General features: G+C 68.8%; 23 protein-coding genes. 18 read left to right on the forward strand and 5 right to left on the reverse strand.

The annotated features are described in order from the left end of the window. Window positions 1–51 precede the first annotated feature (51 nt). Window positions 52–660: a 5-formyltetrahydrofolate cyclo-ligase gene (locus WS61_RS11710; protein WP_059500626.1), complete on the reverse strand. Its 609-nt coding sequence runs from the start codon at window positions 658–660 to the stop codon at window positions 52–54. A gap of 8 nt (window positions 661–668) precedes the next feature. Here WS61_RS11710 and WS61_RS11715 point away from each other — a divergent pair, with 8 nt between their 5' ends. From WS61_RS11715 to WS61_RS11730, 4 genes are all read left to right on the forward strand, one after another. Then, window positions 669–2,621, forward strand: coding sequence for a lytic transglycosylase domain-containing protein (locus WS61_RS11715; protein WP_059500627.1), 1,953 nt, complete (start codon window positions 669–671; stop codon window positions 2,619–2,621). A gap of 338 nt (window positions 2,622–2,959) precedes the next feature. Continuing rightward, a complete protein-coding gene (locus WS61_RS11720; protein ID WP_059500628.1) occupies window positions 2,960–3,919 on the forward strand; it encodes a complex I NDUFA9 subunit family protein in 960 nt (319 codons plus the stop codon). 61 nt (window positions 3,920–3,980) lie between these two features. Then, window positions 3,981–4,628 (forward strand): glutathione S-transferase family protein, encoded by a 648-nt coding sequence (locus WS61_RS11725; RefSeq protein WP_059500629.1) that lies wholly within the window; start codon window positions 3,981–3,983, stop codon window positions 4,626–4,628. Continuing rightward, a complete protein-coding gene (locus WS61_RS11730) occupies window positions 4,625–5,869 on the forward strand; it encodes a multifunctional CCA addition/repair protein (RefSeq protein WP_059500630.1) in 1,245 nt (414 codons plus the stop codon). The genes WS61_RS11725 and WS61_RS11730 overlap by 4 nt, the downstream gene beginning before the upstream one ends. 38 nt (window positions 5,870–5,907) lie before the next feature. Here WS61_RS11730 and WS61_RS11735 read toward each other — a convergent pair whose 3' ends face one another. Then, complete coding sequence (locus WS61_RS11735; RefSeq protein ID WP_059500631.1) at window positions 5,908–6,687, reverse strand: helix-turn-helix domain-containing protein; 780 nt, start codon at window positions 6,685–6,687, stop codon at window positions 5,908–5,910. A gap of 368 nt (window positions 6,688–7,055) precedes the next feature. Here WS61_RS11735 and WS61_RS11740 point away from each other — a divergent pair, with 368 nt between their 5' ends. Then, complete coding sequence (locus tag WS61_RS11740; RefSeq protein WP_059500632.1) at window positions 7,056–8,906, forward strand: M24 family metallopeptidase; 1,851 nt, start codon at window positions 7,056–7,058, stop codon at window positions 8,904–8,906. Between the two features lie 49 nt (window positions 8,907–8,955). Here WS61_RS11740 and WS61_RS11745 read toward each other — a convergent pair whose 3' ends face one another. From WS61_RS11745 to flgA, 3 genes are all read right to left on the reverse strand, one after another. Beyond that, complete coding sequence (locus WS61_RS11745) at window positions 8,956–9,396, reverse strand: flagella synthesis protein FlgN (protein ID WP_059500633.1); 441 nt, start codon at window positions 9,394–9,396, stop codon at window positions 8,956–8,958. 77 nt (window positions 9,397–9,473) lie between these two features. Then, window positions 9,474–9,803, reverse strand: coding sequence for a flagellar biosynthesis anti-sigma factor FlgM (gene flgM / locus WS61_RS11750; protein ID WP_059500634.1), 330 nt, complete (start codon window positions 9,801–9,803; stop codon window positions 9,474–9,476). A gap of 117 nt (window positions 9,804–9,920) precedes the next feature. Then, on the reverse strand, window positions 9,921–11,183 hold the full coding sequence (gene flgA / locus WS61_RS11755; protein WP_059500635.1) for a flagellar basal body P-ring formation chaperone FlgA: 1,263 nt from the start codon (window positions 11,181–11,183) through the stop codon (window positions 9,921–9,923). 205 nt (window positions 11,184–11,388) lie between these two features. Here flgA and flgB point away from each other — a divergent pair, with 205 nt between their 5' ends. The 13 genes from flgB to WS61_RS11820 all read left to right on the forward strand — a co-directional run bounded on the left by flgB (window position 11,389) and on the right by WS61_RS11820 (window position 24,848). Then, window positions 11,389–11,877, forward strand: a complete 489-nt coding sequence (gene flgB, locus WS61_RS11760; protein WP_059500636.1) for a flagellar basal body rod protein FlgB — start codon at window positions 11,389–11,391, stop codon at window positions 11,875–11,877. 40 nt (window positions 11,878–11,917) lie between these two features. Beyond that, complete coding sequence (gene flgC, locus WS61_RS11765) at window positions 11,918–12,343, forward strand: flagellar basal body rod protein FlgC (RefSeq protein WP_006477560.1); 426 nt, start codon at window positions 11,918–11,920, stop codon at window positions 12,341–12,343. A 67-nt stretch (window positions 12,344–12,410) separates the two neighbouring features. Further along, window positions 12,411–13,157, forward strand: coding sequence for a flagellar hook assembly protein FlgD (locus WS61_RS11770; RefSeq protein ID WP_059500637.1), 747 nt, complete (start codon window positions 12,411–12,413; stop codon window positions 13,155–13,157). A 27-nt stretch (window positions 13,158–13,184) separates the two neighbouring features. After that, window positions 13,185–14,426 carry a flagellar hook protein FlgE gene (flgE, locus tag WS61_RS11775; protein ID WP_059500638.1) on the forward strand — a complete coding sequence of 414 codons (1,242 nt, stop codon included), beginning with the start codon at window positions 13,185–13,187 and terminating at the stop codon, window positions 14,424–14,426. 19 nt (window positions 14,427–14,445) lie between these two features. Next, on the forward strand, window positions 14,446–15,204 hold the full coding sequence (flgF, locus tag WS61_RS11780; RefSeq protein ID WP_059500639.1) for a flagellar basal-body rod protein FlgF: 759 nt from the start codon (window positions 14,446–14,448) through the stop codon (window positions 15,202–15,204). Between the two features lie 35 nt (window positions 15,205–15,239). Then, window positions 15,240–16,028, forward strand: coding sequence for a flagellar basal-body rod protein FlgG (gene flgG, locus WS61_RS11785; protein WP_034208601.1), 789 nt, complete (start codon window positions 15,240–15,242; stop codon window positions 16,026–16,028). Between the two features lie 21 nt (window positions 16,029–16,049). Then, window positions 16,050–16,739 carry a flagellar basal body L-ring protein FlgH gene (flgH, locus tag WS61_RS11790; protein ID WP_059500640.1) on the forward strand — a complete coding sequence of 230 codons (690 nt, stop codon included), beginning with the start codon at window positions 16,050–16,052 and terminating at the stop codon, window positions 16,737–16,739. A 5-nt stretch (window positions 16,740–16,744) separates the two neighbouring features. Further along, window positions 16,745–17,926 carry a flagellar basal body P-ring protein FlgI gene (locus WS61_RS11795; RefSeq protein WP_059500665.1) on the forward strand — a complete coding sequence of 394 codons (1,182 nt, stop codon included), beginning with the start codon at window positions 16,745–16,747 and terminating at the stop codon, window positions 17,924–17,926. Then, a complete protein-coding gene (gene flgJ / locus WS61_RS11800; protein WP_059500641.1) occupies window positions 17,927–18,910 on the forward strand; it encodes a flagellar assembly peptidoglycan hydrolase FlgJ in 984 nt (327 codons plus the stop codon). Window positions 18,911–19,128: 218 nt separating this feature from the next. Beyond that, complete coding sequence (locus WS61_RS11805; protein WP_034208598.1) at window positions 19,129–19,884, forward strand: flagellar brake protein; 756 nt, start codon at window positions 19,129–19,131, stop codon at window positions 19,882–19,884. A 193-nt stretch (window positions 19,885–20,077) separates the two neighbouring features. Further along, window positions 20,078–22,009 (forward strand): flagellar hook-associated protein FlgK, encoded by a 1,932-nt coding sequence (flgK, locus tag WS61_RS11810; RefSeq protein ID WP_059500642.1) that lies wholly within the window; start codon window positions 20,078–20,080, stop codon window positions 22,007–22,009. A gap of 16 nt (window positions 22,010–22,025) precedes the next feature. After that, a complete protein-coding gene (gene flgL / locus WS61_RS11815; protein ID WP_059500643.1) occupies window positions 22,026–23,261 on the forward strand; it encodes a flagellar hook-associated protein FlgL in 1,236 nt (411 codons plus the stop codon). 279 nt (window positions 23,262–23,540) lie between these two features. Beyond that, on the forward strand, window positions 23,541–24,848 hold the full coding sequence (locus WS61_RS11820) for a solute carrier family 23 protein (RefSeq protein ID WP_059500644.1): 1,308 nt from the start codon (window positions 23,541–23,543) through the stop codon (window positions 24,846–24,848). Window positions 24,849–24,856 lie beyond the last annotated feature (8 nt).

Consider the following 24,856-nt stretch of genomic DNA (forward strand, 5'->3'; position numbering starts at 1 on the left):
CGGCGACGCGCCCTCGGGCCGGCGGCGACGATCGCGGCGCCGTGCGCGGCATTATCCGGCGGCCGGGTAAAGCGCCCCGTCGGTGACGATCCAGCGCAGCGCGAGATCGTGCGCTTCGGCCGGCAGCGCATCGACGCGGCACGCTTCGTACGCGATGCCGACCGTCACGGGCAGCGTGTCGCCCGGCCATGCGGCGAGCGTGCGGTCGTAGTAGCCGCCGCCGTAGCCGAGCCGGTAGCGCTGCGGATCGAATCCCACGCAGGGAATCAGCAAAAGATCGGGCACGACGACGATTCCCGACGCCGGTTCGGGAATCCGGTGATGGCCTTCGCGCATCGGCGTGTGCGTGTCCCACGCGTGGAACGCGAGCGGCGTGTGACGCTCGCCGATCACCGGCAACGCGGCGCACCGGCCGGCACCCGCCGCGCACCATGCGAGCACCGCGTCGCGCGCATCGAATTCGCCCGGCAGCGGCCAGTAGAACCCGACCGTGCGCGGCGCCAGACGGTCGAGCAGCGTGCGCAGCCGCGCGTCGAGCGCGGCGTTCGCGGCGGGCTGCGACGCGGCGTCGCGACGGGCGCCGGACAGCGTTTTGCGCAGCGCAACCTTCGGGTTCGGCACAGGGTTGCGTGCTATGCTTTCGCTCACTTCGTGCTCCATTCATAACGATGTCGAACAGCCTTTTTCGAGTATATCGCGCGGTCGCGCTGATGCTTTCGGCCGGCGCGCTCGTCGCGGGCACGGCCGCGTGCGCCGCACCGAACGACGACACGCTCCCCGGGGATGACCAGATCTTCGTGCAGCTTCGCGAAGCCGCACGCCGCAACGACGCCGCGAAGGCCGCGCAGCTCGCGTCGATGATCCCGAACTATCCGGTTCCGTCCTACGTCGAGTATTTCCAGATCAAGCCGCAGCTGTTCGATTCGACGGGCCGCGCGCGCGTCGATGCGCCGGATGCGCCCGTGCAGTCGTTCCTGCAGCGCTACGATGGCCAGGCGATCGCCGATCGCCTGCGCAACGACTACCTGCTCGTGCTCGGCGCGCGCCACGACTGGCGCAATTTCGACGACCAGTACAAGCGCTTCGTGCTCGACGACGACACGCAGGTCAAGTGCTATGCGCTCGAATCGCGCGCGGCGCGCAACGAGAACGTCGCCGACGCGGCGCGCGCGCTGCTCGTCGAGCCGAAGAACTACGGCGACGCGTGCGTCGACCTGATCACCGCGCTCGCCGTCAACCAGCAGTTCACGAGCGACGACGTGTGGCAGCAGGCGCGCCTCGCGTACGAGCAGAACTACACGACGCTGGGCGGCAAGATCGTCGATGCGCTCGGCCCGCGCCCGGCCGGTTTCGACCAGGCGACGAGCGCGCCGCCGCTGTATCTCGCGCGCGGCGTCGGCCCCGACGCCGCGTCGCATCAGCTCGCGCTGATCGCGCTCGGCCGCATGGCGCGCAACGATCCGGACGCCGCCGCCGGGATGCTGACGACGGTCGCGCCTTCGCTGACCAAGCAGGAACAGGCGATCGCGTGGGGCGCGATCGGCTACCAGGGCGCGATCAAGCGCTCGCCGATGGCGTCGGTCTGGTATGCGAAATCGGCGAACGCGCCGCTGTCGAACCCGGGCTACGAATGGCGCACGCGCGCCGCGCTGCTCGCCGGCAACTGGCCGATGGTGCGCTGGTCGATCGAGCAGATGCCGCCGTCGCTGCGCAACGATCCGGCGTGGATCTACTGGCATGCGCGCGCGCTCAAGCAGAGCGGCGACACGCTGCAGGCGAACCAGGAATTCGAGCAGGTCGCCGGCCAGTTCAACTTCTACGGGCAGTTGGCTGGTGAAGAGCTCGGCCAGCGCACGACGATCCCGCCGCGCACGAAGGTGAGCGACGCCGAGATCGATGCGATGGGCAAGATCCCGGGCTTCGCGCTCGCGCAGCGTTTCTACGCACTGAACCTGCGCCTCGAAGGCAATCGCGAATGGAACTGGCCGCTGCGCGGGATGACCGATCGCCAGTTGCTCGCGGCCGCCGAATACGGCAAGCGCGTCGAGCTGCTCGACCGCACGGTCAACACGGCCGACCGCACGAAGGCCGAGCACGACTTCACGCTGCGCTATCCGTCGCCGTACCGCACGACCGTCGAGCGCTACGCGCAGTCGACGGGCCTCGACGTCGAGTGGGCGTACGGGCTGATCCGCCAGGAATCGCGCTTCATCATCAGTGCGCGTTCGTCGGTGGGCGCGGGCGGCCTGATGCAGCTGATGCCGGCGACGGCGCAGATGGTCGCGAAGAAGCTCGGCATGGGCACGATCTCGCGTGCGCAGATGCACGACATCGACACCAACATCCAGCTCGGCACCTGGTATCTGGCGGACATCTACAACAACTTCGACAGCTCGCCGGTGCTCGCCACCGCCGGCTACAACGCGGGCCCCGGCCGGCCGCGCCAGTGGCGCCAGGTGTTGACGCAGCCGGTCGAAGGCGCGATCTTCGCGGAGACGATTCCGTTCAACGAGACGCGCGACTACGTGAAGAACGTGCTGTCGAACACCGTCTATTACGCGGCGCTCTTCGAGGGCAAACCGCAGTCGTTGAAGAAACGTCTAGGCATGATCTCGCCCTGATATACGAACTGCCGCGCGAGACGCGGCAGTGTTTAAGGGGCTGTTCACGCTAATAACGGGCTTGCGAACGAGGCTGGCCGGCTGCAGTGCAAGAAGCAAGGAGCGCCGTTTGGCCGAGCCAAACAAGCGACGCGCGACGCCGCAATGCGGCCGGCCAGCCTCGTTCCCCTGACCGGAAAAAATCATGAATGGGGCTGGCCGCCAGAAGGGCCGATCGCTGCGTCATGCTCCTTGCGAATACGTCGAGTATTCGCTGCGTCGCAATCCTTGCGCTCGGCCCTTCTGGTGGCCAGCGCAAGCCCGTTATTAGCGTGAACCGCCCCTTAGAGGTCCCGAACATGGATCGCCAGACCGTCGCGCTGCTGGGTGGCACCGGCTTCATCGGCAGCCGGCTCGTCAATGCGCTGATCGACGCCGGCAAGCACGTGCGGATCGGCACGCGGCGGCGCGACCACGCGCGCCACCTGCAGATGCTGCCGGTCGACATCGTCGAACTCGACGCGCTCGATACGCGCACGCTCGCGCGCTTCGTCGCCGGCGCGCACGCGGCGATCAACCTGATCGGCGTGCTGCACGGCGGCCGCGGCACGCCGTACGGGCCGGGCTTCGAGCGTGCGCACGTCGCGCTGCCGGCCGCGCTGGCCGCGGCATGCGTCGAGGTCGGCGTGCGGCGCGTGCTGCACATGAGCGCGCTCGGCGCCGATTCGCACGGCGCGAGCATGTACCAGCGCTCGAAGGGCGACGGCGAAGCCGCGTTGCATGCGGTCGCGGCCACCGATTCGCTCGCGCTGACGATCTTCCGTCCGTCGGTCGTGTTCGGCCCGGGCGACGCATTCCTCAACACGTTCGCGAAGCTGCAGCGCATGGCGCCCGTGCTGCCGCTCGCGATGCCCGACGCGCGCTTCCAGCCGGTGTTCGTCGGCGACGTCGTACGCGCGTTCGTCAACACGCTCGATCTCGCGGCCGCGCACGGCAAGACTTACGAACTGGGTGGCCCGACCGTCTACACGCTCGAGCAACTGGTGCGCTATTGCGGCACACTGGTCGGCCGCCAGGCACGCATCGTGCGGCTGCCCGACGCGCTTGCGCGGCTGCAGGCGAGCGTGTTCGAATGCCTGCCCGGCGAGCCGGTGCTCACGCGCGACAATCTCGCGACGATGTCGGTGCCCAATGTGCTGTCGGGGCCGCTCGCGCCGGAACTCGGGATCTCGCCCGCGAGTCTGGAAAGCATTGCACCCGCGTATCTCGGCGAAGCGACCGGGCGCTCGCGGTTCGACTGGTTCCGCTCGCGTCGCTAGCATCCGCACGGGGCGTCGCGGGTCGACCCTTTTCTTTTTTTACGTTTTTCGGAACCCCATCATGAAGCTCGTCATCGGAGACAAGAACTACTCGTCGTGGTCGATGCGGCCGTGGCTGCTGCTCGCGCATTTCGGCATCCCGTTCGACGAGATCGTGGTCGAACTGCGCCGCGACGACTCGGCCGCGCGCATCCGCGAATACTCGCCAACCGGCAAGGTGCCGTGCCTGGTCGACGATCACGGCATGGCGATCTGGGATTCGCTCGCGATCGCCGAGACGCTCGCCGAGCGCTATCCGCAATTCCCGATGTGGCCGGCCGACCCGCTCGCGCGTACGCATGCGCGCTGCGTATCCGCCGAGATGCATTCGGGTTTCGCGGCGCTGCGCACGCAGATGGGTATGAACATCCGCGCGTCGATGCCGGGGCGCGGCGCGACGCCCGAGGCGCTCGCCGACGTCGCGCGCATCGACGCGCTGTGGAGCGAATGCATCGAGGCATCGGGCGGCCCGTTCCTGTTCGGCGAATTCGGGATCGCCGATGCGATGTATGCGCCCGTCGTGATGCGCTTCAACACGTATGCGCCGGCGCTGTCGCCGGAAGCGGCCGGCTATGCGGCGCGCGTGACGGCGCTGCCGGCGGTGCAGCGCTGGATCGACGCCGCGCGCCGCGAAACCAACGTGATCGCCGACTACGAACCTCAGCCATGAACATCTACGCAGTAGGCGGAGCGATCCGCGACGAATTGCTCGGCGTGCCGGTGCAGGACCGCGACTACGTGGTGGTCGGCGCGACGCCCGAGCAAATGACCGCGCAGGGCTTCCGGCCGGTCGGCAAGGATTTCCCGGTGTTCCTGCATCCGCAGACGCAGGAGGAATACGCGCTGGCGCGTACCGAGCGCAAGACGGCGGCCGGCTATCACGGCTTCCAGTTCCATTACGCGCCGGACGTGACGCTCGACGAGGATCTCGCGCGGCGCGATCTGACGATCAACGCGATGGCGCGCGAAGTGAGCCCGGAGGGCGCGCTGGTCGGCCCGGTGATCGATCCGTTCGACGGGCAGGCCGACCTGCGCGCGCGCGTGTTCCGGCACGTGAGCGACGCGTTCGTCGAGGATCCGGTGCGGATCCTGCGCATTGCGCGCTTCGCCGCGCGGTTCGCGGATTTCACGGTCGCAAACGAAACGCTCGCGCTGATGCGGCGGATGGTCGACGCGGGCGAGGTCGATGCGCTCGTGCCCGAGCGCGTGTGGCAGGAAATCGCGCGCGGGCTGATGGAGGCGAAGCCGTCGCGGATGTTCGCGGTGCTGCGCGACTGCGGCGCGCTCGCGCGCATCCTGCCCGAGGTGAACGCGCTGTGGGGCGTGCCGCAGCGCGCCGATTACCACCCGGAAGTCGACACCGGCGTGCACGTGATGATGGTCGTCGACTACGCGGCGAAGCAGGGCTATTCGCTGGCGGTGCGGTTCGCGGCGCTCACGCACGACCTCGGCAAGGGGACGACGCCCGCGGACGTGCTGCCGCGCCACGTCGGCCACGAAAGCCGCAGCGTCGAGCTGCTCAAGCCGTTGTGCGAGCGGCTGCGCGTGCCGAACGAATGCCGCGATCTCGCGCTGGTGGTCGCGCGCGAGCACGGCAACCTGCATCGCGTGATGGAGATGGGCGCGGCCGCGCTGGTGCGGCTCTTCGAGCGCAGCGACGCGCTGCGCAAGCCGGCGCGCTTCGCCGAGCTGCTGCAGGCCTGCGAAGCGGATGCGCGCGGCCGGCTCGGGCTCGACGCGCAGCCGTATCCGCAGGCCGAGCGGCTGCGCGTCGCGCTCGCGGCGGCGCGTAGCGTCGACGCCGGCGCGATCGCGCGCGGCATCGGCGCCGACACGGAGAAGATCAAGGAAGCCGTGCATCGCGCGCGGATCCAGGCCGTCGCGCAGGCGCTCGCGATCGGCGACGAGTAGAGAGGAACAGCGCGCGCGGCGTGCGCGCCCGCCAGCGGTTACGGTTTCTTCGTGCGCTTCGACGTGGCGGCCGCTGGGCGCTTGCCGGCGGCGGCGCGCGGCTTCGCCGCCCCCTTCCTTTCGGCTGCGCCAACCGTGGACGGCCGCGCCGCGGCGGCGTCGCGCTCATCCCGTTCGGACGCCGGCGCACGGCGGCGCCCGCGCGACTTGCCGGGCTTCGACTGCCTGATTTCCGCCGTCGCGGACACGGATTCCGCCGAACTGTCGTCGAACAGCGGCAGCGTGCTGACGGTGATCAGCTCGGCCGGCCCGTCGCCGACATTGGCCACGCGATGCCGCTTGCGCGCGTCGAAGTGCAGCGAGTCGCCGGGCGCCAGCGGGTAATTCTTCTTGCCGACCGTGTAGCAGATGCGGCCGGCCAGCACGTACACGAATTCGTCGCCGCCGTGCGCGACCCATTCCGACCGGTAGCCTTCCATCATCTGCACCTTCAATGCGTTGATCTGGCTGCCGTCGAACGTGGTGGAGAGCCGCTCGTACCACTGCAACGCGGCGTCGAGCGCATAGGGCTTGCGACTGCCCTCGTGCGAATCGGGCTGCGTCTGGCGCGGCTGCGCGATCAGCGTGCCGAGCGGCACGCCGAGCGCCTTCGCGACGTTGACGAGCGACGACAGCGAGATGCCCGTCAGATGGCGCTCGACTTGCGACAGGAACCCGACCGACAGTTTCGCCTCGGTCGCGACTTCCAGCAGCGTCTTCTTCGCTTCCCGGCGCAGGCGGCGAATGCGCTGGCCGATACGCATGAGGTCTGAATCCATGAATCTCTTTCGTGGCAACGAGTCGGGGCGCGGGCGCAGCGGCGGGGCGGTCGCCGGGGCGGAGGCCGGCGCATTGTACCGCGCGGTGTCGCCGGGCGAATCGGCGTTGTGCCGGGATCCGCAGGCTACGCGCCGATTTTAGTCCTACGAAAATTTTGGCTTGACCTCGATTTCGGCCTGCTCTAGATTCTGTCGCGCATCAAACAAAGTTAAGTGAGACGAAAATTTCCCGAGGGCGGCCGCTCGAACCGCGGCGCGGCCCGGCCGCGCGTCGCGCCATGCGCGGGCCGCGGCGACGTGTGCGGGCGAGCAGGCGCGATGCCGCGACGCGCCGCCGGCCGCCGACAACAATGAATAACGGGCATCCGATGATCGATCGACTGAAATACAGCTTTTCCGGCCTTCCCCCGTACGACGCGTCCGTCGCCGAGACCCAGGCCGGCCTGTCGCGTCTGCTCGATGCCGCGCGACTCGACGCGGTGCTGATCACGTCGCAGGACGAATACGTGACCGAGTACCTGCCGCGCAGCAACAACCCGCGCTACGCGGTGTCCGGCTTCGACGGCTCGGCCGGCTGCGGGATCTTCCTGAGCGCGGCGACCGCGCAGGCGCTCGGCGTGCCGCCGTTCGTGCTGTTCGTCGACGGCCGCTATCACTTCCAGGCCGACGAGCAGTGCGATCCGGCGCGCGTGCGGGTGGAGAAGCTCGGCATCGACGTGACGATCTGGCAGGCGATGGCCGACTGGCTGGTCGTGCACGCGAGCCGGCTCGCGCGGGTCGGCTACGACGCGCGACGGATCAGCGTCGCGCAGCGCAACCGGCTGTTCGATGAGACGCAGGCCGCGTCGCTCGACTGGGCGAGCCTCGCCGATCGCGAGATCGATCGCGCGATCGCGCTGCCGGGCTGGAACGTCGAGCGGCCGATCTTCGAGATCCCGGCAACGGTGACCGGCCTGAGCGTCGCGCAAAACCTCGACGCGCTGAACCACCGGCTCGCCGCGCATACCGGCGCGGCCGACGGCAGGACGGCGTTCTTCACCTGCGCATCGGACGATCTCGCGTATCTGCTGAACAGCCGCGGCTATCACATCCCGAATGCGTCGTCGCACCTCGGTTTCCTGTTCGCGATCGGCGACCAGGTGGCGCTGTTTTTGCCGGAAGGCTGCGACCGCTGCGAGGTCGGGCTCGCTTCGTATCCGGCGCTGCACGTGATCCGGCGCGACGTCGCGGCGCTCGAGCGCTTCCTCGCGCAGTTCGCGGTCGAGCACGTGTGCTATGGCTTCGAATCGGTGAACTGCGCGCTCGTCGACGCGGTGAAGCGGGTGTGGCCGCACGCGCGGCACGCCGATTTCAACCCGGTCGAGGCGATGCGCGCGAGCAAGACGCCGGCGGTGCTCGAGCGCTTTCGCGACGCGTTCGCGCGCAGCTCCGCGGCGATCGCCGAAACGATGCGCTGGGCGAAGACCGGCGAGCCGGGCGTGCGTCACACCGAGTACGATCTCGCACGCACGATCAACGACGCGTACGGCGCACGCTCGGCGGTCGCGCTGTCGTTTCCGTCGATCGCGGCGAATGGCGCGAACAGCGCCTTCGCGCATTACACGGCGGCGAGCGCCGACGTCGAGCTGACCGAAGGCGAACTCGTGCTGCTCGACAGCGGCGCGTATTACGAAGCCGGCTTCGCGACGGACTGCACGCGCGTGGTGCTGCGCCGCACGCGGCCGGACACGGTCGCACAGCCGTGGCAGCGCGAGATTTACACGGTCGCGCTGAAGGCCTGCATCAAGGGGCTCGTCGCGCGCTTTCCGGCCGCCGCGACGGGCGGCGACGTCGATGCGCTGGTGCGGCAGGTGTGTCGCGATCATGGCTACGATTTCGGCCACGGCACCGGGCACGGCGTCGGGATTCACGTACACGAGGGCGGCGTGCGATTCGCGCCGGGCGCCCGGTACGGGCTGGTGCCGAATGCGGTGATTTCGGTCGAGCCGGGCATCTACCTGCCGGGCAAGGGCGGCGTGCGGATCGAGAACATCGTGATCGTGCGGCCGGACGACGCGCAGCCGGGCACCGTGACGTTCGAGAACATCGTGACGGTCGGCTACGACTGGGATCTGATCGATCTCGACCTGCTGGACGACGCCGAGCGTGCGTATCTGCGCGACTACGAGCGGCTGTGCGTGGAGCGCGGCACGCAGGTCACCGCGTGTCCGCTGTTGTAACGACGGGCAAGGCAGGGGCGCGGCCGCCGGGCGGCCGCGCGGCGCGACGTCAGCGCGTCAGTGCCGAGACGCGTCCGTCGGGGCCGTACACGCCGGCCGGCGCGGGCGCCGAGCGCAGCACCGCGAGCGCGCGCTCGTTGTAGTCCATCCGGATCCGGATCAGCATCCCGTTGTTCGCATTGGCCTGGCGCGCGCGTTCGGCGGCCTGTTGCAGCAGTTGCCAGCGGCTCGCGAGGCGCGCATCGCGTTCGGCCGCCTGGTCCATGCCTTTCTTGCCGGCCGGAAAGCCGAGCGCGGAAAGTTGCGTGTCGCGCGTGCGTTCGAGCTGCGCGAGCCGGTCGATCAGCGCGCTTTTCTTCTCGACGATCCCGGGCAGCATCTCGATCGGCTCGGCCGTCGTCAGCGCCTTTTCCTCGTAGACGAGCAGGGACGCGAACGCTTCGACCGTCGCGTGTTCGTCGTTGACCGTGGCCAGCAGCTCTTCTCTCATCGCGTCATGCTCGTCACGCCGGTGCGTGCAGTGCTGCGCGCGCCGGCAAACCGGGTGAACCGGCCACGAGGCCGGGATTAGCTGCCCTGCGGGCGCTGCTGCTGCAGCAGTTCGCGGGCGGTGTTCAATACGCCGTCGGCAATCTTGTTCGCGTCGATCGTCAGCGTGCCGTCGTTCAGCGCGTCCTTGATCGACTGGACCAGGCCCGTGTCGATATCGGCGTCGCCCGACGCGGATACCGAACGCAGCTGGCCCGACAGACCCGACAGGTTCACGGTCGTGTCGCCGCCGGTCGATCCTGCGTCGGCTGCCTGCCCGGACGACTGGGCCGTGCCGGACTGCGCACGGGCCGCGCCGGTGCCGGTCGGCGCGAGGGGGCTCGGTTTCGGAGTGGAATCGATCTTCACGATGGGTTTCCTGTACGGTTTGACCCAGATAACGGCCGGGTCGGCCCGAACTTTAGCATCGCGAGCCCGAAATGCTCCGAATAAACAATTCTTTACATTCTTGCGGCCGATCCGTCCCTACAGCGGGATTTCGACGGTGCCGGCGTCCTTGACGATCGCCGTGACGATCTGCCCGGCCGCCATCCGCACCCGCACCGACTGGCCCGGCGCCGCATTCGCGAGCGCGCTGCCCTCGGCCGAAATCGTGAAGCCGGGGCCGGCCGCGACGACCCGCACCGTCTGGCCGGCCGACACCGATGCCGCGCTCTTCAGCATGTCCTGCCGCAGCGGCAGCCCGGCCGAGATGCGTGCGAGCGCGGTCGCGCCGATCGCCTGCGCCGGATCGGTGATCACCGCGAGCGGCAGCACCGTCAGGTCGCCGTCGCGCGCGACCAGGTCGGCCGCGGACAGCGGCTCGCCGGGCGCGATCTGGCGCGCGGCGACGTAATAGGTAGCCTGCACGGCGACCTTCGCCTGCAGGTAGACGGTCCACGGCCGCTCGCCGGCGCAGCGCACGCCGACCGTCGTGCGGCCCCACAGGCGCGCGCCGGTCGGCAGGAACGGTTCGAGCGTCGTGCACGCGGCGAGCCCGCGCGGAAAGGCGGTCGTGACGGTCGCGGTGGTCTTGCCGGGCAGGCCGGCGATCTGCTGCTGCAGGAATGCGAGCGCCGCGCGCCGGATCGTTTCGGGGTCTTGCCGGCCGGGCGGCGTCGGCTGTGCCGCGGGCTCGGCCGCCGCCGGCGCACGCGGTGCCGGCGCGGATGAAGCGGCGCGCGCCGCGGCGATACGGGCGGCAAGCGCCTGCCGGGGATTCGACGCGGCTTCGGCGGCACCGGTGCCGGCAACGACGGTCGCGACGCCGCCGGGATCGACAGCGCGCGGCGCGCCGTAAGCGGCGTTTGCGGCATTCGCGCGGGCTGCTGCGTAGACGGGGCGTGGTGCTGGCGCCGGTACCGGTGCAGGTGCCGGAACGCTCGTCACCCCCATCGATCCGGCCGGCTGCGCCGTGTAGCCGTTGGCGGCCATGCCGACGGCGCCGGGCATGCCCGAAGCGCCACCAGCGGCTGCACCGGCCGTGCCGACCATGCCGCCGGCACCGCCCGCCGCACCACCCATGGCCGAATCCGCGCCCGTACCCGCTTTCCCGCCGAACTGGCCGCCGCTCGCCGCATTCGCATGCGCGAGCGCGGTCTCTGCCGTCTCGCCGCGGCCGGGAATCACGATCGTCCCGTCGTCCGCGTGCGCGGCCGGCACCGCGGCCCACAGCGCCGCGGCGAGCGCGAGCGCACGGCGCAGGCGCGTGCCGCGTCCGGCGTATTCGCGAAATGCGCTGCGTGCCATCGCCGTGTCCTCGAAGCCGTTGATCCGCTTCGCATTCTAGGGAGCGGGGGCGGCGCGCAAACGATGAATAGAGGGGGGCTTTGCCGCGTTATTCGTCCGATTGCCGGTTGCGTCCCGCGCCTACCATCGCTGTCATGGAAAAAAGCCTCTCGGGTCGCCATCCGGCGCGAGGGGCGTGCAGCGCTTCATACGGAGAGACGCACACATGCTGGACAAACTCGATTCGGAATTCGCGTTCGGCCGACAGGCGCTCGACGTGCGCGCCTACCGGCAGGAACTGCTGTCGTCGAACATCGCGAACGCCGACACGCCCGGCTACCAGGCCCGCGACGTCGATTTCGCGTCGACGCTCGCGCGCTCGCTGAAGCAGGCGAGCGGCGGTCTGGCGCCGAGCAATGCCGCGCAACTGCCGATGGCGCAGCCGGCCGGCGTGACGAGCGGCATGTCGATGGTGTCGACGGCGCCGGGCCACATGGCCGGCACCGCGAAGCTGATCCCGACCGGCGGCCCGTCGGACGACTACGGCCGCGCGCAATACCGGATGCCGTTGCAGCCGTCGCTCGACGGCAACACGGTCGATCTCGACGTCGAGCGCGTGCAGTTCGCGAACAACGCGCTGCACTACGAAACCGGGATGACCGTGATGACCCAGCAGATCAAGGCGATGATCGCCGCGATCACGACGAACTCGTAAGCGCCGTTTCCGAATTCGGACCCCAGCACAAGGAGCTTCCATGCCTTCGTTGATGAACATCTTCGGCGTCGCCGGTTCGGCGCTGTCCGCGCAATCGCAGCGCCTGAACGTCACCGCGTCGAACCTCGCGAACGCCGACAGCGCGACCGGCCCCGACGGCAAGCCGTACAAGGCCAAGCAGGTCGTGTTCGCGACCGATCCGCTCGGCGGCGCGCGCACCGCGTCCGGCCAGGGCGTGGGCGGCGTGCGCGTGACCAAGGTGATGGACGACCCGTCGCCGATGAAATCGACGTACGACCCGGCGAACCCGGCCGCCGACGCGAACGGCTACGTGCAGATGCCGAACGTCGATCCGGTGCAGGAGATGGTGAACATGATCTCGGCGTCGCGCTCGTACCAGGCCAACGTCGAGACGCTGAACACCGCGAAGACGCTGATGCTCAAGACGCTGACGATCGGCTCGTAAGCCGCGCGCCGCCCGACCTTTCCATACCGAGACCCGGACCGACAGTTCCGACACAAGGCCACCCAGGATGACTTCCTCCAACACGACGATCGGCGGCAACGGCACCAGCGTGTCGACGCTGCCGACCGACACGATGAACACCAACAACGTGTCGTCGACCAACGGCACGTCGGCGAGCGACCTGCAGGCGACGTTCCTGAAGCTGCTCGTCACGCAGTTGCAGAACCAGGATCCGACGAGCCCGGTGGACAGCTCGCAGATGACGTCGCAGCTCGCGCAGATCAACACGGTGAGCGGCATCGCGCAACTGAACACGTCGCTCACGTCGCTGTCGACGCAACTCGCGGCCGGCCAGCAGACGCAGGCCGCGCTGCTGATCGGCACGAACGTGCTCGCGCCGGGCAACGGCGTCACGGTGAAGAGCGGCGCGGCGTCGCCGTTCGGCGTGTCGCTCACGAGCAGCGTGTCGAACCTGACGATCACCGTGAAGAACTCGGCGGGCGCCGTCGTGAACACGATCAACGCGGGCGCGCAGTCGGCCGGCACCGTGCCGTTCAACTGGACGCCGACCGACGCGGCCGGCAACGCGCTGCCGGACGGCAACTACACGGTCAGCGCGCAGTACACCGGCACCGACGGCAAGACCTACGCGCCGACCGTGCTGGCCGCCTCGCAGGTGCAGAGCGTGATCAAGCAGGCGGACGGCACCGCGGGGCTGGTGCTGTCGAACGGCACGACGGTGGGGCTCACCCAGGTTGCGTCGATCTTCCCGAACACCCGGTCGTCCTCGTCCGGCGACACCACCACCAACTGATCGAGCTTTCTCGTAACGGAGACCGAAATGGGTTATCAACAGGGTCTGAGCGGCCTCGCCGGCGCATCGAACGCGCTCGACGTGATCGGCAACAACATCGCGAACGCGAACACGGTCGGCTTCAAGTCGAGCACCGCGCAGTTCGCCGACATGTACGCGAACTCGGTCGCGACGTCGGTCAACACGCAGATCGGCATCGGCACGACGCTGAACTCGGTGCAGCAGCAGTTCGGCCAGGGCACGATCAATACGACGAACTCGTCGCTCGACGTCGCGATCAACGGCAACGGCTTCTTCCAGATGTCGAACAACGGCGTGACGACGTACTCGCGCGACGGCACGTTCCAGCGCGACAAGAACGGCTACATCGTCAACGCGCAGGGCATGAACCTGATGGGGTACATGGCCGACAAGAACGGCGTGATCAACACCGCGCAGACCGTGCCGCTGCAGGCGCCGACCACCAACATCGCGCCGACCGCCACGACTAGGATCAACGGCCAGTTCAACCTGAACTCGCAGGATACGGTGCCGGCCAAGACGCCGTTCAGCGCGACCGACAACACGACGTACAACTACTCGACGTCGATCCAGGTGTACGACTCGCTCGGCGGTTCGCAGGCGGTCAACATGTATTTCGTGAAGTCGGCGGCCGGCACGTGGGAAGCGTACGCGGGCGTGCAGGGCGGCACGACGACCGATCTCGGCACGATCACGTTCAATTCGGCGGGGGCGATCTCGAGCACGACGACCGGCACGCCGGCCGCGCCGACCGCATCGCTCGGCCAGTTCCAGTTCACCGTGCCGAACACCGACGGCTCGGCGACGCCGCAACAGCTCACGCTCGACCTGACCGGCACGACGCAGTACGGCGGCAAGGACGGCGTGAACAACCTCGCGCAGGACGGCTACGCGAGCGGCACGCTGACGACCTACTCGATCGGCACCGACGGCAAGCTGACCGGCAACTACTCGAACGGCCAGACCGCCGTGCTCGGCCAGATCGCGCTCGCGAACTTCAACAACCCGAACGGGCTCGTGAACCTCGGCGGCAACCAGTACGCGGAATCCGCCGCGTCGGGCGTGCCGCAGATCTCGGCGCCGGGCAGCACGAACCACGGCACGCTGCAGGGCAGCGCGCTCGAGAACTCGAACGTCGACCTCACGTCGCAGCTCGTCAACCTGATCACCGCGCAGCGCAACTACCAGGCGAACGCGCAGACGATCAAGACGCAGCAGACCGTCGACCAGACGCTCATCAACCTGTAAGCGCGGATAACCGGCAGCCATGGACCGACTGATCTATACGGCGATGACGGGCGCGTCGCAGTCGCTCGACCAGCAGGCGATCGTCGCGAACAATCTCGCGAACGCGTCGACGACGGGCTTTCGCGCGCAGCTCGCGACGTATCGCGCGGTGCCGATGAATTTCGGCGACGGCAGCAACATCGACCCGGCGACGACACGCACCTACGTGCTGTCGTCCACGCCCGGCGCCGATTACGCGCCGGGCCCGATCACGCGCACCGGCAATCCGCTCGACGTCGCCGTGCAGGGCCCCGGCTGGCTGTCGGTGCAGACGGCCGACGGCAGCGAGGCGTACACGCGCGCCGGCAACCTGCACGTCGACGAAAACGGCCAGCTCGTCAACGCGAGCAACCTGCCGGTGGTCGGCAACGGCGGCCCGATCTCGGTGCCGCCGAACGCGGAAGTGACGATCGGCAAGGACGGCACGGTGTCCGCGCTGATGCCGGGCGACCCGCCGACGGCGGTCGCGATCGTCGACCAGCTGAAGCTCGTCAATCCCGATCCGGCCACGCTCACGCGCGGCAACGACGGGCTGTTCCGCACCGCCGACGGCAATCCGGCCGACGTCGACCCGAACGTGGTCGTCACGCCGAATTCGCTCGAAGGCAGCAACGTGAATCCGGTGACCGCGATGGTCGCGATGATCGACAACGCGCGCGCGTTCCAGCTTCAGTCGAAGCTGATCCAGACGGCCGACCAGAACGAGCAGACGGCGAACCAGCTGCTCAACTTCAGCTGAGCGGCCAGGCCGTAGCTACCAGGAGAAGATTCAACATGAACCGTTCGCTCTACATCGCCGCCACCGGCATGAATGCGCAGCAGGCGCAGATGGACGTGATTTCGAACAACCTCGCGAACACCAGCACGAACGGCTTCAAGGCGTCGCGCGCGGTGTTCGAGGATCTGCTGTACCAGACCATCCGCCAGCCCGGCGCGAATTCGACGCAGCAGACCGAGCTGCCGTCGGGCCTGCAGCTCGGCACCGGCGTGCAGCAGGTCGCGACCGAGCGCCTGTACACGCAGGGCGGCCTCACGCAGACCGGCAACTCGAAGGACGTCGCGATCAACGGCGCGGGCTTCTTCCAGGTGCTGATGCCGGACGGCACCAACGCGTACACGCGCGACGGCTCGTTCCAGACCAACGCGCAGGGCCAGCTCGTCACGTCGAGCGGCTACCAGGTGCTGCCGGCGATCACCGTGCCGCAGAACGCGCAGTCGCTGACGATCGGCAAGGACGGCGTCGTGTCGGTCACGCAGCCGGGCTCGAACAACGCGGTCCAGATCGGCTCGCTGCAGATCGCGACCTTCATCAACCCGGCCGGCCTCGAGGCGAAGGGCGAGAACCTGTTCGCGGAAACGACGTCGTCGGGCGCACCGAACGTGTCGCAGCCGGGGCTGAACGGCGCGGGCGTGCTCAACCAGGGTTACGTTGAGGCGTCGAACGTGAACGTCGTGCAGGAACTCGTCAACATGATCCAGACCCAGCGTGCCTACGAGATCAACAGCAAGGCCGTGACGACGTCCGACCAGATGCTGCAGACCGTCACGCAGATGAAGAGCTAACCGGAACGTCCCGTCGTCGCCATGAAGCAGGTTCGCCTCCCCTCGTCAGCCACCGTCCGCGCCGCCTGCGCGGTCGCGGTGGCGGCGCTCGCCGGTTGCGCGCAGATCCCGCGCGATCCGATCATCCAGCAGCCGATGACGGCGCAGCCGCCGATGCCGATGTCGATGCAGGCGCCCGGCTCGATCTACAACCCCGGCTACGCGGGCCGGCCGCTGTTCGAGGATCAGCGGCCGCGCAACGTCGGCGACATCCTGACGATCATGATCGCGGAGAACATCAACGCGACCAAGTCGTCGGGCGCGAACACGAACCGGCAGGGCAACACCGACTTCAACGTGCCGACGGCCGGCTTCCTCGGCGGGCTGTTCGCGAAGGCGAACCTGTCGGCCGCCGGCGCGAACAAGTTCGCGGCCACCGGCGGCGCGAGCGCGGCGAACACGTTCAACGGCACGATCACGGTGACCGTCACCAACGTGCTGCCGAACGGCAACCTCGTGGTGAGCGGCGAGAAGCAGATGCTGATCAACCAGGGCAACGAATTCGTGCGCTTCTCGGGGGTCGTCAACCCGAACACGATCTCGGGCGCGAACTCCGTCTATTCGACGCAGGTCGCCGACGCGAAGATCGAATACTCGTCGAAGGGCTACATCAACGAAGCCGAGACGATGGGCTGGCTGCAGCGGTTCTTCCTCAACATCGCGCCGTGGTGACGACGATGCAGACGACCCTGTTCGGCCGCCTGTCGGCCCGCGCGCAGACGGCCGCGCGGCTCGCCGTCGCGTTCGCGGCCGTGGCTGCCTGCATGCTCGGCGCCGCGCCCGCGCAGGCGGAACGCCTGAAGGATCTCGCGCAGATCCAGGGCGTGCGCGACAACCCGCTGATCGGCTATGGCCTCGTCGTCGGCCTCGACGGCACGGGCGACCAGACGATGCAGACGCCGTTTACGACGCAGACGCTCGCGAACATGCTCGCGAACCTCGGCATCTCGATCAACAACGGTTCGGCCAACGGCGGCCCGTCGTCGCTGAACAACATGCAGTTGAAGAACGTCGCGGCGGTGATGGTGACGGCCACGCTGCCGCCGTTCGCGCGGCCGGGCGAGGCGCTCGACGTGACCGTGTCGTCGCTCGGCAACGCGAAGAGCCTGCGCGGCGGCACGCTGCTGCTCACGCCGCTGAAGGGCGCGGACGGCCAGGTATACGCGCTTGCGCAGGGCAACATGGCGGTCGGCGGCGCGGGGGCCAGCGCGAACGGCAGCCGCGTGCAGGTGAACCAGCTCGCGGCCGGCCGGATCGTCGGCGGCGCGATCGTCGAGCGCGCGGTGCCGAACGCGGTCGCGCAGATGAACGGCATGCTGCAACTGCAACTGAACGACATGGATTACGGCACCGCGCAGCGGATCGTGTCCGCGGTCAATTCGAGCTTCGGCCCGGGCACCGCGACGGCGCTCGACGGCCGCACGATCCAGCTCGCGGCGCCGGCCGACTCCGCGCAGCAGGTCGCGTTCATGGCGCGGCTGCAGAACCTCGACGTGAGCCCGGACAAGGCCGCCGCGAAGGTGATCCTGAACGCGCGCACCGGCTCGATCGTGATGAACCAGATGGTCACGCTGCAAAGCTGCGCGGTCGCGCACGGCAACCTGTCGGTGGTCGTCAACACGCAGCCGGTGGTGTCGCAGCCGGGGCCGTTCTCGAACGGGCAGACGGTGGTGGCGCAGCAGTCGCAGATCCAGCTCAAGCAGGACAACGGCGCGCTGAAGATGGTGACGGCCGGCGCGAATCTCGCCGACGTCGTGAAGGCGCTGAACACGCTCGGCGCGACGCCCGCGGACCTGATGTCGATCCTGCAGGCGATGAAGGCGGCCGGCGCGCTGCGCGCCGATCTGGAGATCATCTAAATGGCAGCCACGCTCCCCAACGCAAACGACCTCACGCAGCGCTTCGCGCTCGACGTGCAGGGTTTCGATGCGCTGCGCGCGCAGGCGAAGCAGTCGCCGCAGGCCGGCGCGAAGGCGGTGGCCGGCCAGTTCGACGCGATGTTCACGCAGATGATGCTCAAGAGCATGCGCGACGCGTCGCCCGACGGCGGGCTGTTCGATTCGCATACGTCGAAGATGTACACGTCGATGCTCGACCAGCAGCTCGCGCAGCAGATGTCGACGCGCGGAATCGGCGTCGCCGACGCGCTGATGAAGCAGCTGCTTCGCAATGCGGGCGCCGGCGCGGGCAGCGACACGGCGGCCGACGTCGGCGCGGGCGGCCTGGGCGCCGGCGGCCTCGGCTCGGCCGGCAACGAAGGCAGCCTCGCCGCGATGAACGCGATGGCGAAGGCGTATGCGAACGCGGCGAACAACGGCGGGCTTGCCGGCGCGCGCGGCTATTCGGCCGGCAGCGCGCTGACGCCGCCGCTGAAGGGCGCGAGCGGCGTGCAGGACGCGGATGCGTTCGTCGACCGGCTCGCGGCCCCCGCGCAGGCGGCCAGTGCGACGACCGGCATCCCGGCGCGTTTCATCGTCGGGCAGGCCGCGCTCGAATCGGGCTGGGGCAAGCGCGAGATCCGCGCGGCGGACGGCTCGACCAGCTACAACGTGTTCGGCATCAAGGCGAACAAGGGTTGGACCGGCCGCACCGTGTCGGCGCTGACCACCGAATACGTGAACGGCACGCCGCGCCGCGTGGTCGCGAAATTCCGCGCGTACGACTCGTACGAGCACGCGATGACCGATTACGCGAACCTGCTGAAGAACAATCCGCGCTACGCGGGCGTGCTGAGCGCGAGCCGCAGCGTCGAAGGCTTCGCGCACGGCATGCAGAAGGCCGGCTACGCAACCGACCCCAATTACGCGAAGAAGCTGATCTCGATCATGCAGCAGATCGGCTGACGGGCTCGCCCGCCACCGGTTCGCCCCCTTCGGACCGCGCCCGGCACCCCGCCGCGCGCGGTTTCAACGTTTGCGCGAAATAAATCGCCGTTTCGATCTAAACTTTCGGTCAGCACTGCCGCTAAGTGTGAGAGACCTGCGACCGGGCCCCCGTTCTGGCCCGGTTTTATCGCGCACCGGTTGCCCCGGGCGCCCATGACAAGAAAGACCGGCTAGCCATGAATATCGAAACGTCGACGGACCCCAGCCTGGATGCAGGCCACTCCGGGCCCGACTATGCCCGCCGCAATCCGCTGGAAATCGGCGTGCAGCTGCGCAACCTCGTGAATCGCGGCGATTTCCTGACCGTCCAGTACCCGGGCGGCCAACTCGTCACGCGCCTGCTCGAGGTCGACGTCGGCGCGCGGACGTTCACGTTCGACTGGGGCGCGCTGTCCGAGCAGAACGCCGGCATCCTCGGCGCGTCGCACTGCACGTTCGCGGCTGCGCCGGAGGGCGTGCGCGTCGAATTCGCCACGGGCACGCCGCGCGAAACGCGCTACGAAGGGCTGCCCGCGTTCGTCGCCGATTTCCCCGACGTGCTGGTCTGCATCCAGCGCCGCGAGTATTTCCGCGTCGACGCGCCGATCGTCGATCCGTTCCTGTGCCGCGGCAAGCTGCCGGACGGTGAAAGCTTCCTGTTCGAGGTGCACAACCTGTCGCTCGGCGGCGTGGGGCTGCGCACGGCCGACGAGCGTGTCGAGGCGCTCGAGGTCGGCACGCTGCTGCCGGACGTCGAGCTCGAGCTGACCGGCCACGGCAAGCTGTCGCTCGACCTGCAACTGGTGTCGCAGCGTTCGACGCAGATGCCGAACGGGTCGCGGCGCTACCAGCTCGGCTTTCGCTACATGTCGCTGCCGGGCAGCGCGGAGAACACGCTGCAGCGGCTGATCACGCAGCTCGAAATGAAGCGCCGCTCGCTCGCGCGGGCCTGACGCGCAGTTGGCGGGCGGCCCCGCACGGGCCGCTCGCACGGCGCGGCCGGCGGGCTCGCCGGCCGCCTCGACCGGCGCCGCACGCCCGTGCGTCGCGCGTGCATTTTTTCCTCAATTTTCTCGATCCGCGGCCGTTATACCGGGAGTCACGCAACCCGGCGGCCGCAGCGCGGCCGGCTCATCAGGATCGCGCATGTCCAACACACTCATGAACCTCGGCGTCAGCGGCCTGAATGCCGCGCTCTGGGGCCTCACGACGACCGGCCAGAACATCAGCAACGCCGCGACGCCGGGCTATTCGGTCGAACGCCCCGTCTATGCCGAGGCAAGCGGGCAGTACACCAGCAGCGGCTACATGCCGCAGGGCGTGAACACCGTCACCGTGCAGCGGCAGTACAGCCAGTACCTGAGCGACCAGCTGAACGGCGCGCAGACGCAGGGCGGCGCGCTGTCGACGTGGTACTCGCTCGTCACGCAGCTGAACAACTACATCGGCAGCCCGACGGCCGGCATCTCGACCGCGATCACGAGCTACTTCACCGGCATGCAGAACGTCGCGAACAGCGCGTCCGACTCGTCGGTGCGGCAGACCGCGATGAGCAATGCGCAGACGCTCGCGAACCAGATCACGGCGGCCGGCCAGCAGTACGACGCGCTGCGCCAGAGCGTGAACACGCAGCTCACGAGCACCGTCACGCAGATCAACGCGTACACCGCGCAGATCGCGCAACTGAACCAGCAGATCGCCGCGGCGAGCAGCCAGGGCCAGCCGCCGAACCAGCTGATGGACCAGCGCGACCTCGCGGTGTCGAACCTGTCGAATCTCGCGGGCGTGCAGGTGGTGCGCAACAGCGACGGCTACAGCGTGTTCATGTCGGGCGGCACGCCGCTCGTCGTCGCGGACAAGAGCTACCAGCTCGCGACCGTCACGTCGCCGTCCGATCCGAGCGAGCTGACCGTCGTGTCGCAGGGCATCGCCGGCGCGAATCCGCCGGGGCCGAACCAGTTCCTGTCCGACGCGTCGCTGTCGGGCGGCACGCTCGGCGGCCTGCTCGCGTTCCGCAGCCAGACGCTCGATCCGGCCGAGGCCCAGCTCGGCGCGATCGCGACCAGTTTCGCCGCGCAGGTCAACGCGCAGAACGCGCTCGGCATCGACCTGTCGGGCAAGGTGGGCGGCAACCTGTTTTCGACCGGCGCGCCGATCACGTACGCGAACCAGGGCAATACCGGCAACGCGGCGCTGTCCGTGTCGTTCGCGAACGCCGCGCAGCCGACCATCAGCGACTACACGCTTGCATACGACGGCACGAACTACACGCTGACCGACCGCGCGAGCGGCACGGTGGTCGGCACGTCGACGTCGATGCCGGCATCGATCGGCGGCCTGAACTTCTCGTTCTTGTCCGGCTCGATGAGCGCCGGCGACAAGTTCACCGTGCAGCCGACGCGCGGCGCGCTGAACGGCTTCGGCCTCGCGACGTCGAACGGCTCCGCGATCGCGGCGGCCGCGCCGTACGTGCCGTCGGCCACGACGACCAACACCGGCAACGGCACGATCGGCGGGCTGTCGGTCACGAGCGCGACGGCCGCGGCCAACGCGCACAACTACACGATCACGATGGGCGGCACCGCGGCCGCGCCGACCTATACGGTCACCGACAACACGGCCGTGCCGCCGACGACCAGCGCCGCGCAGCCGTACCAGTCCGGCTCGCCGATCACGCTGACGGCGGGCGTCACGGTCACGGTATCGGGCACGCCGGCGGTGGGCGACACGTTCAAGGTCGCGCCGAACACGGGCGGCACGAACGACGGCAGCAACGCGCTCGCGCTGTCGAAGCTCGTCAACTCGAAGGCGTTCGGCAACGGCTCGACCACGTTGACGGGCGCGTACGCGAACTACGTGAACGGCATCGGCAACACGGCGAGCCAGCTGAAGTCGTCGAGCGCCGCGCAGACCGCGCTGGTCGGCCAGATCACGCAGGCGCAGCAGTCGGTGTCGGGCGTGAACCAGAACGAGGAAGCGGCCAACCTGATGCAGTACCAGCAGCTCTACCAGGCGAACGCGAAGGTGATCCAGACCGCGTCGACGCTGTTCCAGACCGTGCTCGGCCTGTTCAACTAATTTCGGAACCGAAGCGATGCGGATTTCCACTGCGCAGTTCTACCAGATGAACGTCGCTCAAATGAGCGACCAGCAGGCGCAGCTCTCGCAGCTGTACCAGCAGATCTCCAGCGGCGTGAGCCTCGCGACGCCGGCCGACAACCCGCTCGGCGCGGCGCAGGCCGTGCAGCTGTCGATGACGTCGGCGACGCTGTCGCAGTACGCGTCGAACCAGAACGCCGCGCTGTCGTCGCTGCAGAAGGAAGACCAGACGCTCATCAGCGTCAACAACCTGCTGAACAGCATTCACACGGTCGTGATCCAGGCCGGCGACGGCTCGCTGTCGGACAGCGATCGTTCCGCGCTGTCGACGCAACTGCAGGGCTATCGCGACCAGTTGCTGACGCTCGCGAACTCGACCGACGGCGCGGGCAACTACCTGTTCGCCGGCTTCAAGACGGCCACTGCGCCGTTCTCGAACGCGCCGGGCGGCGGCGTGACCTACAGCGGCGACACCGGCTCGCGCGAGGTGCAGATCGCCGACACGCGTTCGATCGCACAGGGCGACAACGGCGCGAACGTGTTCCTGTCGGTGCCGATGCTCGGCAGCCAGCCGGTGCCGCTTGCCGGCGCGGGCAACACGGGCACGGGCACGATCGGCGGCGTGACGATCACGAGCCCGTCGGCCGCGACCAACGCGCACCAGTTCACGATCGCGTTCGGCGGCACGGCCGCGGCGCCCACGTACACGGTGACCGACAACACCGTCGTGCCGCCGACCACGACCCCCGCGCAGCCGTATTCGGACGGCGCCGGGATCGCGCTCGGCAACGGTCTGTCGGTGCCCGTGTCGGGCAAGCCGGCGCCGGGCGACACGTTCACGGTCACGCCCGCGCCGCAGGCCGGCACCGACGTGTTCGCGGCGCTCGACACGATGATCGCCGCGCTGAAGGTGCCGATCAGCAGCAACACGGCCGCCGCGACCGCGCTCGCGAACGCGATGACCACCGGCACGACGAAGCTGAACAACATGATGACGAACGTCCTCACCGTGCAGGCGTCGGTGGGCGGCCGCGAGCAGGAAATCAAGGCGATGCAGGCCGTGAACCAGACCAACACGCTGCAGGTCAGCAGCAACCTGGCCGACCTCACGAGCACCAACATGGTCGCGACGATCAGCCAGTTCCTGCAGATGCAGAACGCGCTGACGGGCTCGCAGAAGGCGTACGCGCAGTTGCAGAACCTGTCGCTGTTCCAGTACATCAACCCCTGATGCACGATACGCCGGCCGCGATGTGAGCGCACGCTTACCTCGCCGCCGGCGCTGGCCGCCCCGCGCGCATCGCGCCCGGGCGGGCACTTCGCCGGGCCGCGCGGTCGCGCGCCGGTTCTCTCGCGCGGCCGGACGTTTGCGCACCTTGCTGCACCGCTTGCCGATTCCGCGTACCGGTTCGCTTGCCAGCCCCATTTCCGCTCCGTAAACTCGCGCCAGATTCCAGACCGGCGCATCCCTGGCAGCCGGCGACCGACGACCGACAGGAGCGCTTTCCCCATGTCCGATTCCTATTTCCCGCGCTGGCGGGTCCGACCGACCGGCGCGGCCTCGCGCGTGGTGGGCCCCGACGAGCGCCTCGCGTGGCCGCAGATGGTCGCGATGGGCGTGCAGCACGTCGTCGCGATGTTCGGCTCGACCGTGCTCGCGCCGCTGCTGATGGGCTTCGACCCGAACCTGTGCATCTTCATGTCGGGCATCGGCACGCTGCTGTTCTTCGTGCTGGTGGGCGGCCGCGTGCCGAGCTATCTCGGCTCGAGCTTCGCGTTCATCGGCCTCGTGATCGCGGTGACGGGCTACGGCGGCAGCGGGCCGAACCCGAACATTCCGGTCGCGCTCGGCGGGATCGTCGCGTGCGGCGTCGTGTACGTCGCGCTCGGCGCGCTGGTGCAGGCGATCGGCACGCGCTGGATCGAGACGCTGATGCCGCCCGTCGTGACCGGCGCGGTGGTTGCGGTGATCGGGTTGAACCTCGCGCCGATCGCGGTCAAGGGCGTGTCGGGCTCGACCTTCGAATCGGTGATGGCGCTCGTCACGGTGCTGTGCGTCGGCGGCGTCGCGGTGTTCGCGCGCGGGATGATGCAACGCCTGCTGATCCTGGTCGGGCTCGCGATCGCCTACGTGATCTACGCGATCGCGACCAACGGGATGGGCCTCGGCAAGCCGATCGATTTCGCGATCGTCGCGCAGGCCGCGTGGTTCGGCGTGCCGAGCTTCCGCGCGCCGGTGTTCGATCCGCACGCGATGCTGATGCTCGCGCCGATCGCGGTGATCCTGGTCGCGGAGAACCTCGGCCACATCAAGGCCGTCAGCGCGATGACGGGCACCAACCTCGACCGCTACGTCGGCCGCGCGTTCATCGGCGACGGGCTCGCGACGATCGTGTCGGGCAGCGTCGGCGGCACGGGCGTGACCACCTACGCGGAGAACATCGGCGTGATGGCCGTCACGCGGATCTATTCGACGCTGGTGTTCGCGCTCGCCGCGCTGATCGCGATCGGGCTCGGCTTCTCGCCGAAGTTCGGCGCGGTGATCCAGACGATTCCCGGCCCCGTGCTCGGCGGCGTGTCGATCGTCGTGTTCGGGCTGATCGCGGTGACGGGCGCGCGGATCTGGGTCGTCAACAAGGTCGACTTTTCCGACAACCGCAACCTGATCGTCGCGGCCGTCACGCTGGTGCTCGGCGCCGGCGACTTCTCGCTGAAGATCGGCGGCTTCGGGCTCGGCGGGATCGGCACCGCGACCTTCGGCGCGATCATCCTGTACGCGATCCTGCGCAAGGAAAAGGAACCGGGGCCGGTGGTGTGATTCGACAG

It is taken from the genome of Burkholderia sp. ABCPW 11 (assembly GCF_001523445.1).
In the GTDB taxonomy this organism is placed as follows: domain Bacteria; phylum Pseudomonadota; class Gammaproteobacteria; order Burkholderiales; family Burkholderiaceae; genus Burkholderia.